Below are 15,324 nucleotides of genomic sequence, written 5' to 3' on the forward strand. Positions count from 1 at the left end.
CGAGCTGGGTTCAGAACGTCGTGAGACAGTTCGGTCCCTATCCGGCGCGGGCGTAGGATATTTGAGAGGAGCTGTCCTTAGTACGAGAGGACCGGGATGGACGGACCGCTGGTGTATCTGCTGCGAAGCCAATCGCATAAGGCAGGGTAGCCAAGTCTGGCAGGGATAAACGCTGAAGGCATCTAAGCGTGAAGCCCCCCTCAAGATGAGATATCCCCCAGAAATGGGTAAGACCCCTTGAAGAGTACAAGGTTGATAGGCATGAGGTGTAAGTGAAGAGATTCACTCAGCTGACATGTACTAATAGGTCGAGGACTTAACCAAGATAGGAAAGAGATTGATTAGTTTAGAATTCAGTGTTCGGTTTTGAGGGAGCGATTTTTTTACATAAAAATGTTTTTGGGGCTTCTACTGTTGCAGTAGGAGCATTTTTTTTACCAAAATTCTTGCTTGATCAGTACCAATGTTAAGCAATAAGTTTTTGAATAATATATTTGAAAAAATCATTTTAAGTGTTAAGTATTTAATCGCTTTTCCGATATATTTAGTGATCCATTATATATTTCATTGCGAGGTGAGAAGGATGGAAAGTAAAATTCTATTGGAAAATGGTACCAATGAATTAGAGGTACTAGAGTTTAAAATTGATGACCATTGTTACGGTATCAATGTGGCGAAGATCAAGGAGATCATAAATTATCAGGATGTGACGCCAGTTCCTAACGCTCATCCAAGCATTGAAGGTATATTTATGCCCCGCGATACTATGATTACAGCGATTGATCTTAGAAATTGCCTACAGCGTGGCACTTCAAAGCCAGGAGGATTATTTATCGTAACAAATTTCAACAAGCTTGATATCGCATTTCATGTGGATTCAGTTGTTGGAATTCATCGTGTTTCATGGGCTGATATCATTAAGCCAAATGCAACTATTTCTAAAGCAGAAGAGAGTATATCTACAGGTATAATAAAATACGATGATAGACTTATTATTATTCTTGACTTTGAGAAGATTGTTGCAGATATTAATCCTAATACCGGACTTAATGTTGATCAGTTGAAAGAAATTGGTCCGCGCAGCAGAACAGATGTACCAATTGTTTTGGCAGAAGACTCACAGTTGCTTAATAAGCTGATTGTTGATTCTTTGAATAAAGCTGGATATAATAATGTAAGACATTTTGAAAATGGAAAACTTGCATATGATTATATTCAGAACCTTAAGAAGAGAGGTCAGTTAGAGCAGTGTAAGTGCATCATCACTGATATCGAAATGCCTATCATGGATGGTCATAGACTTACTAAACTTATCAAGACTGATGATGCTACAAAAGAAATTCCACTTGTTATTTTCTCATCGCTTGTCAATGAAGAAATGAGAAGAAAGGGTGAGCAGTTAGGTGCTAATAAGCAGCTTTCTAAGCCTGAAATTGGAAATTTGGTACAGACAATTGATGATTTGGTTAATGTCAAGGAAAGACCTGGTGGCGGCGAAGGTTAATTAATTATTTATACTCCCTTTGTAGATGCAGTGTAGACAGGTCTACATCTGTAGATATAGAGGGAGTTTTTTGTTTTAATGATGGTTAAAACAAAATGTAAAGCAAGTAGTAAAGAAAAAAAGTAAAGAAAAGAGAAAAGAGGATTAAGATACATGTCGGGGAAGTTGACAGCTGCGATAGGACAGACAAAGAAAGTTTTAGTTGGACTGGGAAATGAATGGAAACTAAAAGATTCATATATTGAAAATGATGAGCTTTATGGTAAGGCCTTTAAAGCTATAAAAGATAAAAGTGATTATTTAGTTCCTTTTTTTAAAAAATTCTACTTAGAACGTAGAGAAGACCCAAGAAAAGAGGCTTTTGAAAGATTAAATAGTATGCTATCGGACAAAGACTATTTTGTTATTTCAACATTGGATGATGTTGAAATTTCAAAATTTGGATTTGTTGAAGAAAAAACTGTATTTCCATGCGGAAATATCCGATATCTTCAAAAGAAGCATGATGCTAATGGAGTTCTTATCAATACTGAACTGAGTAATGAATATAAAGAATTGGTTCAAAAGTTTGATGATTTTGTTGAGAATAAAATAAATCTAGACAGTTTTTCTCCATTAATGTATGAGAATGATGAGCTTATTCTAAATCAAAAGTCAGCTAGAGAAATTGATGTAAAATATAATGAGTCCGCGTATTTACCATCATGGAAAAAATACAATGAGTGGATTGCATCAACATTGTCTCAAGATTTGCTGATTTTAGAGCTTGGTACGAATTTAGAATATCCGGCTTTGATACGTTTTCCATTTGAAAGAATTGCATATTTCAATAAAAAGGCATATATGATTCGTGTGAATGAGACGTTGTATCAGTTAACACCAGAAATTGTTAATAAGGCAGTATCTGTACCTGTTAATTCTGTTAAATACGTACTTCAGGAGAATGAATAATGGCTTTGGCAGAAAAGGATATCACAAAAAAATCGAATAAAGGTTATGATTCTGCATCTGAAACAGGTGTGGATAATTTGGATGTATCTGATTCTGTCATTACAGAGAACAAAGATTTAAAAGAAATAAATGGTATGCTAGGCAAGGTCGAGGAAGGTGAACTTGTTGATGAAGCCATGCAAAAGAAACAGCAGCAGTATGCAGAAGCTGAAATAAATAGTGAAAACATCTATACGTATACTGTTGGCGATGAACCAGATTCTTTTGAGGAAGACGAAGAAGAAACACTGCTTAACAAAGCAATTGAAGATGCAGAAAATCTTCTGAAGTCGCAGGAAGAGTTACTTGAAAATACCCCTAACTTTCCGGAACAGACTCAAAATGATGAGATTGCTTTAGAAGGATTAGATGATTTTCCTGAAGTAGATGAAATAGATTTAAGCGCTGAAGATTCATTTGCAGGTAATCAATCTGAATCAGAGAATGTAAATGATGAAGTAGATAATAATAATATTCTTTCTAGCCTTGAAGAGTCTAGCGAAATAAATGGTTTTGAAGGAAAACTGGATAATATTTCAGAATCCAAAGATGATTTAACTGAAGAAAACAGACTTGATGATAATACAGATAGTTTTGTAAGTAATGAAGAAGTTTTTGAGGAACAAAACGGATTAGAAGAGACTTTTGATAGTTTGCCTCATATTGATGAAGGCGAGGGATTAACTAATAATTTTGAAGAAAATGTTGATATAGGCAATGATTTAGAAGAAAATGCGGAAAATTCTGAGGAATTGGATGATCCGCTTGATTTGGATGATGATACTATCCCGGAAGATATGATGTTAGCAGGTTTTGGAGAAAAGCCTGATACGAATATAGCTAATGATGCATTTGCAGAAGATAATATCAATGAAAATATAGAAGACAGTTTAAATATAGAAGATGTCGGCGAAAATATAGAAGACAGTTTAAATGTAGAAGATGCCGGTGAAAACATAGAAGACAGTTTTAATATAGAGGATACCAGCGAAAGTATAGAAGACGGCATAGTCAAAGAAAAAGCCGAATTAGGTAGTGATTTAGAAGCTATTGATAAACAGGAAGTTGTATCGGATTTAACCAATAATAAAGACGATAAGTCGGAAGGGAGTGCGACCGTGGCAGAGAATCAGAATCCTACATCGGGAGCGGATGACCCAAATCATGTCATGACTCCAGACGAAATAGCAGCACTGTTAGCAGCATCTGATGATGACGCGGCTGATGCGACACCACCTGCTGATGATATTCCAGTTGAGGATATTCTATCAGAGGGAAGTTCATCTGTAGATGAACTTCCAATAGAAGATATTAATGAGAAATCGGATGAACCAATCGGAATGACTACATTAAATGAATCAGATAGTGAGGACATAGATTCTATTATGAACTCTCTTTCAGACGAAAATATGACGGATAATACTGATGCAGCACAAAGCACTGATGAAGCTATGTTAGATGGTTTATCAGAGGAAAATATTGATTCTTCAGGTGGTGATTCTACAGAGATTTCATCTTCAGAAGAGCTTACAGATGAATTAGATGATATTGAACTTGAAAAGAGTCAGGCAGAAGATAAAAAAGGTAAAAAAGTCAAAGAAAAGAAAGCAAAGAAGCCTAAAAAGGAGAAAAAAGAAGGCGAAGGTGGAGAAAAGAAAGGTTTCTTTAGTAAACTCTTAGCTGCTTTATTTGAAGATGATGAGGAAGACGAAGAAGGTAATGTTCAAAATAATGAACTTGCATCTTTGACGCAAGAAAATCAGGAAGTTCTTAATGAACTTGAGGGCGGTAAGAAAAAGAAGAAAGAAAAGAAGGAAAAGAAACCTAAGGAAAAGAAAGAGAAGAAACCTAAAGAAAAGAAAGAGAAAAAGCCAAAAGAACCTAAGCCAAAGAAGGAGAAAAAACCAAAGCCTCCAAAACCGCCTGTACCGCCTGAAAAGCCAATGGCAAGAAAAAAATACATAATGGCTTTTCTGATAGTTATTCCGATTGGTATTATGGCTATTATTCCAGGTCTTGTAATGCCTGAAAGAAATGCTAAGAGTAGAGGAATTGCAGAATATCATAATGGCAATTACAGGGAAGCATATGAAGATTTGTATAGTTTATACAAAGCAGATAAGCTAAGTGAATCAGAAGTTCTTATTTATCGCAAGGCTCGTGCTGTTAGCAAGATGGATTACTATTATCGAACATATGAAGTATTTGCAGCTAAGAATCTTGATGTCGAAGCGCTTAACCAGCTGCTAAAAGGAGTAGAAGCATATCCTGAAGTTTATCAGATTGTTGAAGAAACAAATGACAGCGAGGTAGCAAAACAGATTAATACAACATATGGCAATATTCAGAGTACTCTTATGAATAAGTATGGAGTATCACTTGAAAAAGCTAATGAACTATTAAATCTTGAAAAAAAGAAAGATTATTCAAAACAGTTGCATAGAATATGTGGTAAATAACTAAAAAAAGAAAGCATCACTTAATAAAAACATAGAGATGCTTTCTTTTTATGTTTTTAACAATATTTTTGAATTCTTTCCTTCAAAAACTTGTATTTTCAATAATAGCAGTTCTTGGATAAATGTGTTATAATCATGCAAAATGTGTGCCGGAAGGTAATGCTTATAATATAAAAAAGCGCGGGAGTGAGGGAAAATGGTAGCAATTATTGATTATGATGCAGGAAATATAAAAAGCGTAGAGAATGCGTTCAACCTGTTAGGAGAAAAAGTTATTGTTACTCGTGACAGAAATCAGATTCTTGGTGCTGATCATGTGGTTTTGCCAGGGGTTGGAGCATTTGGAGATGCTATGCAGAAACTAAAAGAGTTTGATCTTATCAGCGTGATTGAAGAAGTTGTAAATTCTAAAATTCCTTTTTTGGGCATATGTCTTGGAATGCAGCTTTTATTTGATGAAAGCGATGAAACACCAGGAGTTCAGGGGATTGGAGTCTTAAAAGGTAAAATTAAAAGAATTCCGAGCACAGAAGGTCTTAAGATTCCTCAGATTGGATGGAATAGTTTAAACTATCCAAATAAGGGAAGACTTTTTGAAGGTATAGAAGCTGGTTCTTATGTATATTTTGTTCACTCTTATTACCTTGATGCAGAGGATAAATCAATTGTTCGTGCTACAACAGACTACGGAGTAAAAGTTGAGGCTTCAGTTGAAAAAGAAAACGTATTTGCTTGTCAGTTTCATCCAGAGAAAAGTGCAGAAATAGGTATGAAAATCTTAAAAAATTTTGTTGCTGTTAAGAACTGAGTTTACTTACTGAATAAGGGGGAATCAATGCTAACTAAGAGAATTATTCCATGTTTGGATGTTAAAGATAATAGAGTTGTAAAAGGCATCAATTTTGTGAGTTTAAAAGACGCAGGAGATCCTGTGGAAGTTGGAAAAGCTTATAGTAATGCTGGTGCTGATGAATTGGTTTTTTTGGATATAACAGCAACTTCCGATGCTAGAGAAACTGTTACTCAGATGGTTCGAAAGGTTGCAAAAAATGTCTTTATTCCATTTACTGTCGGAGGAGGAATACGTAGCATAGATGATATGAAAGCTATTTTGCGCGAAGGAGCTGATAAGTGCGCTATTAATTCTGCGGCTATTAATAGACCTGAACTTATAAGTGAAGGTGCCAGAAAATTTGGAAGTCAGTGCATAGTTGTAGCTATTGATGCACGTAGAAGAGAAGATGGAAGTGGATGGAATGTATTCAAGAATGGAGGTCGAATTGATACAGGTCTTGATGCAATAGAATGGGCAAAAGAGGCCAATAGACTTGGAGCTGGAGAAATTCTTTTGACCAGCATGGATGGTGATGGTACCAAAAATGGTTACGATATTAAATTAACTAGACTTGTTTCTGATGCAGTGAATATTCCCGTTATAGCTTCAGGAGGAGCGGGAGCAAAGGAGCATTTTTATGAAGCGCTTACAAAAGGAGGCGCAGATGCAGCACTTGCAGCTTCTTTGTTTCACTACAAGGAATTAGAAATAAATGATTTGAAAATGTATTTAAAAGATAAAGGTTTGTCTATTAGAATCTAAATCTTTGGGACAAAGCAGATTGGAGAAGTTTTATTTTATGTCAGCAATTACAGGAGAATGGTTGAACGCAGTTGGAGATGAGTTTCATAAGCCATATTATTCAAAGTTATATAAGTTTATTTCGGAAGAGTATTCAAAACACGTTGTTTATCCGCCATCAGAGGATATTTTTAATGCCCTTCATCTAACACCTTTGGATAAGGTAAAAGTTGTTATTATAGGTCAGGATCCATATCATGAACCAAATCAGGCACATGGTCTTTGCTTTTCGGTGAAACCTGAAGTTGATATTCCGCCATCTCTTGTCAATATTTATAAGGAGCTCCATGACGATTGTGGATGTTATATACCCGATAACGGTTATCTTGTGAATTGGGCAAAACAGGGAGTTTTAATGCTTAACACATTGCTAACAGTTAGAGCACATCAAGCTTTTTCACATAAGGGACAAGGATGGGAACAGTTTACAGATGCTATAATAAAGGCAGTAAATATGCAGGATAGACCAATTGTTTATCTGTTGTGGGGGAAACCTGCGCAGGAGAAAGCATCTATGCTCAATAATCCAAAACACCTTATATTGAAAGCACCTCATCCAAGTCCGTTGTCAGCATATAGAGGATTTTTTGGATGCAAACATTTTAGTAAGACAAATGAATTTTTGGAAAAAAATGGAATCACACCAATAAACTGGCAAATTCCAAATTTGAAAAAATAATAATTTTAAATAAATGCTGTACAATTTATTGTTTTCATGTTACTTTGTTATAGTAGTGTATCAAAGTGATTATGATTTGCAAGTGAGCACTAACAAAATAATTATTGCTGATGAAATGGAGAACTATTATGAAAAAAGCATTTTTGACAAAGCAACAGGCAGAAAAAATAGCTCAGACTTACCCAACTCCTTTTCATATATATGATGAAAAGGGAATAATTGAGAATGTTAAAGCTGTTAACGAGGCTTTTGCTTGGAATAAAGGATTCCGTGAGTATTTTGCAGTTAAAGCAACACCTAACCCAGTACTTATGGATATACTCTTGAAAAACGGTTGTGGATTTGATTGTTCATCAATGGCTGAGTTAGTGCTTAGTAAATCGCTTGGTGCAGAGGGTGAGAGAATAATGTTCTCTTCAAATGATACACCTGCAGAAGAGTTCTTATATGCTGAGAAAATCGGAGCTACTATAAATCTTGATGATTTTACACATATAAAATATCTTGAAGATATAGGTGCATGTTTTCCTGAGACTATGAGCTGCCGTTATAATCCAGGCGGAGTATTTGAAATGAGTAACGGAATTATGGATAATCCAGGAGATTCTAAGTATGGAATGACAGAAGACCAGATGGCTGAAGCTTTCACGATTTTGCAGAAAAAAGGTGTAAAGCATTTCGGTATTCATGCATTTCTTGCTAGTAATACAGTTACAAACGAGTATTATCCAAAACTTGCAGGAGAACTTTTCAACCTTGCAGTTCGTCTTCACGAAAAGACAGGAGCAGATATTGCATTTATTAATTTGTCTGGCGGTGTTGGAATTCCTTACCTTCCAGATCAAAAGCCAAACGATATCAGAAAAATCGGTGAAGGTGTACACGAGAAATATGATGAAATTCTGATTCCGGCAGGCCTGAATAACGTTAAGATTTTCTCTGAAATGGGAAGATTCATGATGGGACCATATGGAGCGCTTGTTACAAAGGCAATTCATGAGAAACACATTTATAAAGAATATATTGGAGTTGATGCTTGTGCAGCAAATCTTATGCGTCCTGCAATGTATGGTTCTTATCATCATATTACAGTTCTCGGAAAAGAAAATGATGAATGTACAGAAACTTATGATATCGTAGGTTCCTTGTGCGAGAACAATGATAAGTTTGCAATTGACAGAAAGCTTCCTAAGATTGATATGGGAGATTACTTATTTATTCATGATACCGGTGCTCATGGATTTGCAATGGGCTACAATTACAATGGAAGACTTTGGAGTGCAGAACTTTTACTTAAAGAAAACGGAAATGTTGAGTGTATTAGACGTCCAGAGACTTTAAGAGATTATTTTGCAACTTTTGATGAACTTCCTGTGTATAAAAGTATTGAAGAAGAATTAAAAAATATTTAAAGAAATTTTTGCTGTGTATAGTAATATTGGATAATATACACAAAAACAGCTATCACTTTGGAAAAATAAAGTGATAGCTGTTTTTAGTTGTACCTAGCGCACTTTTAAAAAGATAATTATGATTGTGACCACCTTTTTGAAATTATTAGTTTGTTGAATAAATAATCAGCAAAGGTCAGCAATTTTATAAATGAGTTCTTCTGTATCTGCCCAACCAAGACAAGGATCAGTAATTGATTTTCCGTAAATACCCTCACCGATTTTCTGAGATCCTTCCTTGATGTAGCTTTCAATCATAACACCTTTAACAAGCTTCTTGATGCTGTTAGAGTGTTCTCTGCTTCTCAAAACCTCTTTAACAATTCTAATCTGCTCTTTATACATCTTTCCTGAGTTGTTATGATTAGAATCAACAATTACTGCAGGATTCATAATTCCAGGATTTTCTGCATATAATTGTTCAACCAGCGAAAGATCCTCGTAGTGATAATTTGGAATATTACGACCGTTTTTATTCTGCGCACCGCGAAGAACACAGTGAGCAAGAGGATTACCATTGGTGCTGACTTCATATCCGCGATATGTGAAGGAATGTGGATGTTGAGCTGCGTAGATTGAATTCATCATTACAGTAAGATATCCGCTTGTAGGATTTTTCATACCGGCAGGAACATCAAATCCACTTGCTGTCATTCTGTGCTGCTGATCTTCAACGCTTCTGGCGCCGATAGCTACATAAGAGAGAATATCGTCGACGTATCCCCAGTTTTCAGGATAGAGCATCTCATCGGCAGCAGTAAGACCAGTTTCCTTGATTGCACGAATGTGCATATGACGCATTGCAATGAGACCAGCTTTAAAATCTGTCTCACCTTCAGGATCAGGCTGTGAAGTAATACCTTTGTATCCTTCACCGGTTGTTCGTGGCTTATTAGTATAGATTCTTGGAATAAGGATAATCTTATCATTGACTTTGTCATTGACTTTAGCAAGACGATTAACATAATCAACGACTGCTTCCTCGTTATCTGCTGAGCAAGGGCCTACGATTACAAGAAATTTATCACTTTTTCCAGTAAATACATCAGCAATTTCTTTATCACGCTCTAATTTTATTTTTTTTAATTCTTCCGGTAATGGAAATTCGTCTTTTATCTCCTGTGGAGTTGGTAGTTTTTGACTATATGAAAAAGACATACTATTTTCCCCTTTCAAAAATATATCACTTTTGTGCATTGATGCTTTAAAGTGTAAAACATTCAAACATCATACAGTATAGCACATTTTTTTAAATAATAGTAAGTTTTTTTCAATTTATTCGTAATCAGAAATATAATTTTCAATAAGGCTGATAATTTCATTAAGATTATCAATATCTTCTCCAATGTCTCCGACTTCGAGAGAATGATTAGCATCAGGGATGGTGAAAGTCTCGATGTGCTTCATAGCGCACAGCATATTGATTTCATCAGAATCAGCCCATCTGTCATCATCTCCGTGGAATACAAGGTTACAGCCATCTTCAAGATAATCTATTGTCTGTTTAAGAGGAGTAAGAATAATTTGTCCGACTGTAAGATTATTTTCTTTTGCATATCGTGCTGCGGCTACAGTTCCGATACTTTTCCCTACAAAGAATATAAGATCATCATCTCCGTTTAATGATGCAAAATCAATTTTTTTAAGTTGGTTGCAAGTCTGCTCATATACAAGATCAAGACATTTATTAAAAGAGTCTTTATTAGAAAAAACATCTGAAGGAAGATTGGAATATTCAATTTTTACCACTTCGAATTCATGACTTTTGAAGAGTTTTCCACTATAATATAGAAGCGGTTTATCATTGTTGTATCCAATTCCTGGAAATAATATAGCAAGTTTCATTTGTGAATCCTCCGAATAAATCAATGATATTTGTAAATTATAGCACATCTTGTCGTATAAAAAATGTTATTCGTCAGTATTTTAACAATTTATAAATTTTCTATGTAAAATAGATAAAGAACAGGAAAAGTGTAAAGCTTTTCCTAAAAGTAGAGGGAGATAATAGTTTATGGCTTTTCATACAGATATAACACAAGACGAATTTAACTGGGCACAGAGTAAGATTAGGGTAATAGCGGCTTATTTTGAACAGACAGTTGTAGGACAAAAAAATCTTGAAAGAGCGCTTATTGCAGCACTTCTTGGAAATGGACACGTTTTGCTGGAGTCTGTTCCTGGACTTGCCAAAACTACTGCAGCTAAGGCTGTGGCCGATGCTGTTGGAGGAAAGTTTTCGAGAATACAGTGTACACCTGATTTGATGCCTAGTGATATTATTGGAACACAGATTTACAGGCCTAATACAGGAAACTTTGAGACAGTTCTTGGGCCGGTTTTTGCTAATTTTGTTCTTTTAGACGAGGTTAACAGGTCAAGTGCCAAAACTCAAAGTGCCATGCTTGAAGCCATGCAGGAAAAGCAGGTTACAATTGGAGGAGTAACTTATTCACTTCCTGAAGATTTATTTTTTGTAGTGGCAACTCAAAACCCTGTTGAACAGGAGGGAACATATCCTTTATCAGAAGCTCAGTCCGACAGATTTATGATAAAAGAAATAATTACCTATCCAACTGCGCTAGAAGAACAGGAAATATTAAGAAGGAAAGAAGCTGAATATAAAGCTGCACCTCCAAAGAGTCAAATGACAGTTGAAGATGTTAAAAAGCTCCAAAATATTACATCAAGAATCTATTGTGACGACGTTCTCAAATTATATATTTCATCAATAGTATCAGCTACCAGATATCCAGATAAATTCCTGCAGCCACAGCTTAGAGGATATGTTGGACTTGGGGCAAGTCCTCGTGCTTCTATTGCGTTTATGAAGATGAGTAAAGCAATAGCTCTTATGCAGGGGCGAGTATTCGTAACACCTGATGATGTGAAACTTGTAGCAAGACAGGTTCTGAGACATAGAATATCATTAAAATATATGGCAGCTGCGGATGGAATAACAGTAGAGACAATTATTGACTCTTTGCTTGCTTCTGTCCACACTCCGTAAAAAGAAAGCTTATAACATATGAAAAAGAGTTTTTTTAAAAAGAAAACAACAGAAAATACTATTCAAAACAAAAAAATTCGCCCAAACTATGAATATTTGTCCACGATAATAGGAAAAAGGATATTACAAAGTAGAGGAAAGACAGCTCATGTTACAGATGGTGCCTATACGTCAGTTTACAAAGGCCAGTCAATGCAGATGGATGACTTAAGACCATACAATGCAGGCGACAATATCAGAGATATAGATTGGAAAACTTCTTCAAGAATGGGAGATTTGGTAGTTAAAAATTATGTTTCTGAAAGAAGAAAAAAGGCACTGGTAATTGCGGATGCTTCATGTTATATGTCAGGAATGATGTCGGTAAAGTACTCAAAGAAACATGCAGCAATTATTACCTGTGCTACGGCAGCTTTTTCTTATGAGAAAGCGGGTGCAGATTTTCAGATAATCACAGGTGATGAGCACACAATTATTAATGTGTCTACAGGATATAAAAATGGACCGGCTTTTTTGGAAGAGAGTCTTTGTAATTATGAAAAGTGTTTTTCTAAAAATCTGGATAATAAAAACGAGTATGATGTTTCAAAACTTGTAGAAAGCTGTTTTTCAAATGGATTATCCAAAACAGATATAGTAATTATTTCAGATATATATGGGTGCAGGAATATAACAGATAAACACCTGAAACAGTTATGTGAGGCAGGAAAGTATACATTTTTTTGTATCGATGACATCGAACTTGGGCAAAGTCTTATATATGATGTAAAAAAAGGAAGTAAGATAGAAGATTTCTTTTGCTTTGACAATAAACTAAGAAAAAAGCTTAATGCCAAAAAACAAGAATTTCTAAATGATATAGAATCTAGAGTTAAACATTTTGGCGGGAATTTTGTTTTGATTAAAGATATTCAAAATATATCTGAGAGGATTGTAGAGAATCTATGGAAATATCAGTAGCAAGACAGCCTTTTTATATGGATTCATTTTGGTGGTTTTTGGGATGCGGAATTGTCTTTGTGGTAGGAAGTGTATTATTTGCGATTACAATTCTTAAAATAATAGTTCTTTTTACGAATAAAGATAAGAAGAATGCAAATGGATTCAGATTTTTAAAAGGTATAAATAAAGAAGCTATAAGGCAGCAGACGTTGCAGCAGTTAGGACTTATCGAGAAAAATCTTAGAGAAGGAAAAATCAGCGCTAGAGACGGAGCTGTTGCGATTAGTAAGACAGTCCGTGATTTTATTTTTGCAGTAACCGGATATGAGATTACTAAAAAATCGCTTATGGAGATTAGGAGCTGGCAGCAGCCACAGGTTACACAGCTTATTAGTCATCTATACGGTCCAGAGTTTTCAAAGCCTTCTATAAAAGATGATACTATGTTATTGGATGAGGCTAGAAAGTTGGTGATGACATGGTATTAATGACATTTTTACTTGGTAAAGATCAGTATTATAAATGGCCACTTATACCAAAGATTGGTATAGTAATTCTTATTATTTTTTTACTTGGAAGAGTAGTTTTATATTTTTACAAAACTAAAGCTAAAAAATCCGATTATAATCCTGATTTTCTTCCATATGGACAGATGTGGATGTTAGAGGAAATTCCAGAATACAGATTTAAGAAAAAGTTCTTTTTCGTAATGAAAAAACTTGCACTTGTAAGTTTTTGCTCAATGCTGGTTTTTCTTTCTATTGCAGCCGGCAGACCATCAACTATCCAAGTTAAAAAAATAGGAAGACAGAAAAGGGATCTTTTTCTTTGTCTTGATGTTTCTTATTCCTTGTATAAACAAAATTACGATTTGGTAGATCATTTGGAAAAGCTGGTAAACGGGCTTGAAGGTGATAGACTGGGGATTTCAATGTTCAATACATCTTCAATGTTGTTTATGCCAATGACAGATGATAGAACTTATACAATTGAGAAACTAGAAGAACTGAAATCATATTTTAAAATGCAGGGTGAATATATGGAATTGCAGGATATAATTGATGATAATCCTTCTTTGCATACTGATGAAGTAAGTAAATCTGAAGATTTACTTATGACTCTTAGATTATTTGATAAAGGGACACTTCATGATAATATTTCCAAAGGTAGTTCGCTTATAGGTGATGGACTTGGAACATGTCTATATAATTTTCCGTCTATTACTGATAGTGAGAGAACCAGAATAATAATAATGTCAACAGATAATCAGCTGAATGCATTTTCGTCAGATTCGCAGGTAATAAATCTTTCTGATGCATCGCTCCTTTGTAGGGATTCAAGAGTTACTGTGTTTGGCATTTTTCCATCAGATGAGTTCTTTTACAAAAAAGATAATCAGAATTATGATTCCTGTAAAAATGGATTCGAAGAGGCTGTTGAGAATACCGGCGGAGCATTTTATACATTTAGCGGAGACTCTTTTAACAGTGGCGATATATTAAAGGAAATTCAGAAACATCCAGCAATGAAAGTCAATGATATTACTATTAAGAGAGAGATAGATTTACCAAATTATGCTCTTATGGGAGTGTTTATTTCATTGGTAATATTTGCAGCCTGCAAGTTTGCGATAAGAGAGTAAAACGAGATGAAAATGTTTTTAAAGACTTTTAATATGACAATAGATCCGATTTATGATAAAGACTCCATATGCATAATTGGTGCAATACTTACAGTCTTGCTGATTTTAAGACTTTTTAGAATGCGAATTAACATATTACAACGAATATTTGGAATAGTGTTCGCTGTGATGATAGCAGCGAGTCTTACGATTATGTGTCTTAGACCGATGGAGAAGGCAAAAGATTCAAAGGTTAATAGACCAGCAGTGAATGTCCTATATGTTTTGGATAATTCTATAAGTATGTGGGCAGACGATGGATATAATAACAAAAAAAGAATATTATCCGCTGCCCAAATATGTCAGGAATCATTAGAAGAATTAAGCGGTGGTAATTTTGCACTAATAGTTTTTAATGATGAGTCCCATATAAAACTTCCACTTACGCAGGATGCTGAATCTTTGAAAGATGCATTTATGACTGTTGCAGAACCAAGCTATTTTTATGCACAGGGAAGTAACCTTAATCTTCCTATGGAAGATATTTCTAAGGTTAATTCTCATATGAGAGAAAAGGAAGACTATTTAAACATCCTTGTATATTTGAGTGATGGCGAAATTACAGATGATTCCAAATTAAAGTCCTACGAGGAATTTAAAGAATGTTTTGATGATGGAATAGTAATAGGATTTGGAACAAAAGAAGGTTCCAAGATGTTTGATTGTAATGGATACGAAATAAAAACACCTATATCATATGAAACGGCATATACACATATGGATGATACAACTTTAAAGCAGATTGCATCGGATATGGAAATGAATTATTATCATGAATCAGATAGGGATGCAATTAAAGCAAAATTTAAACAGATTTACAAAGAGGCTCATAGTATAGAAGACAAAAGTACAGAGAAACTCTATGATGATATCTGGTTTGAATACTTGCCTTTATTTATTGGTGGAATAATCCTTTATTCTTTGTGTGGAATGAGGATAAAAGCGCCAATTGAAGCTTTGAAAATATGAAAG

General features: G+C 34.9%; 14 protein-coding genes and 1 rRNA gene. 13 read left to right on the plus strand and 2 right to left on the minus strand.

Annotated elements, in window-relative coordinates; genetic code table 11:
• The 8 genes from G634_RS0108870 to G634_RS0108905 form a co-directional block, all read left to right on the plus strand.
• Positions 1-324, plus strand: a 23S ribosomal RNA gene (locus tag G634_RS0108870); the annotation flags it as partial.
• Positions 325-583: 259 nt separating this feature from the next.
• Positions 584-1,504: a chemotaxis protein gene (locus G634_RS0108875; protein WP_026504995.1), complete on the plus strand. Its 921-nt coding sequence runs from the start codon at positions 584-586 to the stop codon at positions 1,502-1,504.
• Positions 1,505-1,657: 153 nt separating this feature from the next.
• A complete protein-coding gene (locus G634_RS20315; protein WP_051233790.1) occupies positions 1,658-2,455 on the plus strand; it encodes a hypothetical protein in 798 nt (265 codons plus the stop codon).
• A complete protein-coding gene (locus tag G634_RS0108885) occupies positions 2,455-4,953 on the plus strand; it encodes a hypothetical protein (protein ID WP_026504996.1) in 2,499 nt (832 codons plus the stop codon). Before G634_RS20315 ends, G634_RS0108885 begins: the two co-directional genes overlap by 1 nt.
• A 196-nt stretch (positions 4,954-5,149) precedes the next feature.
• A complete protein-coding gene (hisH, locus tag G634_RS0108890; protein WP_026504997.1) occupies positions 5,150-5,761 on the plus strand; it encodes an imidazole glycerol phosphate synthase subunit HisH in 612 nt (203 codons plus the stop codon).
• Between the two features lie 27 nt (positions 5,762-5,788).
• Positions 5,789-6,550, plus strand: coding sequence for an imidazole glycerol phosphate synthase subunit HisF (gene hisF / locus G634_RS0108895; RefSeq protein WP_026504998.1), 762 nt, complete (start codon positions 5,789-5,791; stop codon positions 6,548-6,550).
• A 37-nt stretch (positions 6,551-6,587) separates the two neighbouring features.
• The gene (gene ung / locus G634_RS0108900) at positions 6,588-7,268 is read left to right on the plus strand and encodes a uracil-DNA glycosylase (protein WP_026504999.1); all 681 of its coding nucleotides are present in this window, start codon (positions 6,588-6,590) and stop codon (positions 7,266-7,268) included.
• Positions 7,269-7,396: 128 nt separating this feature from the next.
• Entirely contained in the window at positions 7,397-8,680 is a 1,284-nt protein-coding gene (locus G634_RS0108905; protein WP_035799477.1) for a diaminopimelate decarboxylase, read from the plus strand.
• Between the two features lie 165 nt (positions 8,681-8,845).
• Here G634_RS0108905 and G634_RS0108910 read toward each other — a convergent pair whose 3' ends face one another.
• Positions 8,846-9,877, minus strand: coding sequence for a 3-deoxy-7-phosphoheptulonate synthase (locus G634_RS0108910; protein WP_026505001.1), 1,032 nt, complete (start codon positions 9,875-9,877; stop codon positions 8,846-8,848).
• Positions 9,878-9,994: 117 nt separating this feature from the next.
• The gene (locus tag G634_RS0108915; RefSeq protein WP_026505002.1) at positions 9,995-10,564 is read right to left on the minus strand and encodes an alpha/beta hydrolase; all 570 of its coding nucleotides are present in this window, start codon (positions 10,562-10,564) and stop codon (positions 9,995-9,997) included.
• Positions 10,565-10,733: 169 nt separating this feature from the next.
• Here G634_RS0108915 and G634_RS0108920 point away from each other — a divergent pair, with 169 nt between their 5' ends.
• The 5 genes from G634_RS0108920 to G634_RS0108940 are packed head-to-tail and all read left to right on the plus strand — an operon-like array spanning position 10,734 to position 15,321.
• On the plus strand, positions 10,734-11,729 hold the full coding sequence (locus tag G634_RS0108920) for an AAA family ATPase (protein WP_026505003.1): 996 nt from the start codon (positions 10,734-10,736) through the stop codon (positions 11,727-11,729).
• 18 nt (positions 11,730-11,747) lie between these two features.
• Positions 11,748-12,689: a DUF58 domain-containing protein gene (locus G634_RS0108925; protein WP_026505004.1), complete on the plus strand. Its 942-nt coding sequence runs from the start codon at positions 11,748-11,750 to the stop codon at positions 12,687-12,689.
• The gene (locus G634_RS0108930; protein ID WP_026505005.1) at positions 12,674-13,159 is read left to right on the plus strand and encodes a hypothetical protein; all 486 of its coding nucleotides are present in this window, start codon (positions 12,674-12,676) and stop codon (positions 13,157-13,159) included. Before G634_RS0108925 ends, G634_RS0108930 begins: the two co-directional genes overlap by 16 nt.
• Positions 13,150-14,313, plus strand: a complete 1,164-nt coding sequence (locus tag G634_RS0108935) for a hypothetical protein (protein WP_026505006.1) — start codon at positions 13,150-13,152, stop codon at positions 14,311-14,313. The genes G634_RS0108930 and G634_RS0108935 overlap by 10 nt, the downstream gene beginning before the upstream one ends.
• Before the next feature lie 6 nt (positions 14,314-14,319).
• Positions 14,320-15,321: a vWA domain-containing protein gene (locus G634_RS0108940; RefSeq protein ID WP_026505007.1), complete on the plus strand. Its 1,002-nt coding sequence runs from the start codon at positions 14,320-14,322 to the stop codon at positions 15,319-15,321.
• The last annotated feature ends 3 nt before the right edge of the window (positions 15,322-15,324 follow it).

The sequence above is a fragment of the Butyrivibrio sp. NC3005 genome, assembly GCF_000424545.1.
Lineage (GTDB): Bacteria > Bacillota > Clostridia > Lachnospirales > Lachnospiraceae > Butyrivibrio.

What these genes read in the sequence shown, in the direction of transcription:
- G634_RS0108910 (WP_026505001.1), bottom strand. Translation starts at nt 9,877, where the DNA reads ATGTCTTTTTCATATAGTCAAAAACTACCAACTCCACAGGAGATAAAA.
- G634_RS0108925 (WP_026505004.1), top strand. Translation starts at nt 11,748, where the DNA reads ATGAAAAAGAGTTTTTTTAAAAAGAAAACAACAGAAAATACTATTCAA.
- G634_RS0108935 (WP_026505006.1), top strand. Translation starts at nt 13,150, where the DNA reads ATGGTATTAATGACATTTTTACTTGGTAAAGATCAGTATTATAAATGG.
- G634_RS0108905 (WP_035799477.1), top strand. Translation starts at nt 7,397, where the DNA reads ATGAAAAAAGCATTTTTGACAAAGCAACAGGCAGAAAAAATAGCTCAG.
- hisH (WP_026504997.1), top strand. Translation starts at nt 5,150, where the DNA reads ATGGTAGCAATTATTGATTATGATGCAGGAAATATAAAAAGCGTAGAG.
- G634_RS0108930 (WP_026505005.1), top strand. Translation starts at nt 12,674, where the DNA reads ATGGAAATATCAGTAGCAAGACAGCCTTTTTATATGGATTCATTTTGG.
- G634_RS0108875 (WP_026504995.1), top strand. Translation starts at nt 584, where the DNA reads ATGGAAAGTAAAATTCTATTGGAAAATGGTACCAATGAATTAGAGGTA.
- ung (WP_026504999.1), top strand. Translation starts at nt 6,588, where the DNA reads ATGTCAGCAATTACAGGAGAATGGTTGAACGCAGTTGGAGATGAGTTT.
- G634_RS0108940 (WP_026505007.1), top strand. Translation starts at nt 14,320, where the DNA reads ATGAAAATGTTTTTAAAGACTTTTAATATGACAATAGATCCGATTTAT.
- G634_RS0108920 (WP_026505003.1), top strand. Translation starts at nt 10,734, where the DNA reads ATGGCTTTTCATACAGATATAACACAAGACGAATTTAACTGGGCACAG.
- G634_RS20315 (WP_051233790.1), top strand. Translation starts at nt 1,658, where the DNA reads ATGTCGGGGAAGTTGACAGCTGCGATAGGACAGACAAAGAAAGTTTTA.
- G634_RS0108885 (WP_026504996.1), top strand. Translation starts at nt 2,455, where the DNA reads ATGGCTTTGGCAGAAAAGGATATCACAAAAAAATCGAATAAAGGTTAT.
- hisF (WP_026504998.1), top strand. Translation starts at nt 5,789, where the DNA reads ATGCTAACTAAGAGAATTATTCCATGTTTGGATGTTAAAGATAATAGA.
- G634_RS0108915 (WP_026505002.1), bottom strand. Translation starts at nt 10,564, where the DNA reads ATGAAACTTGCTATATTATTTCCAGGAATTGGATACAACAATGATAAA.